Below are 1,608 nucleotides of genomic sequence, written 5' to 3' on the forward strand. Positions count from 1 at the left end.
CGTGGGTGGTGACGAGGTGGCGGGCGATGAGCTTGCCGAGTTCACCGGTGGCGCCGGTGATCAGGACGTAGTCGTCGGGCGTGAACACCGGCTCCGCGGTCTCGGACACACTGCCGTCGACGTCGGGCGCGCTGTCGTTCGCGACCGGCTTGCGCGGGGCGAGCCGCGGCGCCAGGGCCGCGCCGGCCCGCAGGGCGAGCTGCGGCTCGCCCGACGCGAGAGCGGCGGGTAGCGCGGCCGCCGAGGCCGGGTCGTCGTCCATGTCCAGCAGCGCGAAACGGTCCGGGGCCTCGATCTGGGCGGAGCGGACCAGACCCCAGACCGTGGCGGCGGCGGGATCGGACACGTCCGGACCGGCCGCGCCGTGCGTCACCAGGGTCAGCCGGGCGTCGGCCCGCTCCGCGTCGGCCAGCCAGGCCTGGACGAATGCCAGCGCCCGCTCGGCCGCCGCGTGCGGTTCGGCACCCTCGGCCGGGAAGTCCACGACCGCGTCGCCGACCGGCAGCGCCGCCAACCGCGCCGGGTCAGTCGCGTACCGCGGCTCGGTGCCGCCCGCCTCCGGCAGGACGACGGCCGTCCAGTCGATCTCGAACACCGGGATCCGCGGCCCGGCCGTCGGTGCCAGCTGCTCGGGCAACACCGGTCGCACGCTCAACCGTCCGACACGTGCGACCGGCGCGCCCGAGGCGTCGGCGATCGCCACCTCGAACGCCTCGGGACCGCTGGGCGTCAATCGCACCCGGGCCGCCGACGCACCCACCGCGAACACCGACACGCCCGCCCAGGCGAAGGGCAGTAGCGGACGCTCCCCGCCGTCGGCTCCGTCCGTGGCTTCGTTCACGGCTTCGTTCACGGTGAACCCGAGTGCGTGCAGCGCCGAGTCGAGCAGCGCGGGGTGGATGCCGAAGCCGGAGACCTCGGTGTCCTTCTCCAGCGCGACCTCCGCGTAGACGGCGTCGGCGGTGCGCCAGGCGGCCGTCAGACCCTGGAACACCGGGCCGTAGCCGAGCCCCAGATCGGCCAGACGGTCGTAGAAGCCGTCCACGCCGACGGCCTCGGCCTCGGCCGGCGGCCAGACGGACAGGTCCACCGGGGACACGGGCGTCTCGGCGAGAACGCCGTCGGCGTGCTGTGTCCACGGCACCTCCTCGCCCCTCGCCCCGGCGGGCCGCGAGTGCACCCCGACCGGCCGGAGGCCGCTGTCGTCGGGCGCCCCCACGTGCACCTGCAGCTCGACCGTGCCGCTCTCCGGCAGCACGACCGGCGCGGCCAGGGTCAGCTCCTCGATCTGCCCGGCGCCGGCCAGCTCGGCGGCGTGCAGCACGACGTCGACCAGCGCGGAGCCGGGGAGCAGCGTGGTCCCGAGCACCGTGTGATCCGCCAGCCAGGGGTGGGTGCGCAGCGAGAGCCGGCCGGAGAAGACCACTCCCTGGCCGCCGGCGAGTTCGACCTGCGTGTCCAGCAGCGCGTGCTCGATGCCGGGGCCGCCGACGGCGGTGTTGGTGGGCTGGAGCCAGTAGGTGTGGTGTTGGAAGGGGTAGGTGGGGAGGGTGGTGTGGATGTGGCTGGTGGTGGGCCAGTTGACGGGGTGGCCGTGGGTGTGGGTGG

Annotated in this window: 1 protein-coding gene; it reads right to left on the reverse strand. The window is 75.0% G+C overall.

Translation table 11 applies throughout. The annotated features are described in order from the left end of the window. A partial coding sequence (locus tag ACGF12_RS38515; RefSeq protein ID WP_393041309.1) for a polyketide synthase dehydratase domain-containing protein occupies nt 1-1,608 on the reverse strand: 1,608 nt, incomplete at both ends.

Origin of the sequence: Kitasatospora sp. NPDC048296 (genome assembly GCF_043201815.1) — a bacterium.
Taxonomy (GTDB): domain Bacteria; phylum Actinomycetota; class Actinomycetes; order Streptomycetales; family Streptomycetaceae; genus Kitasatospora.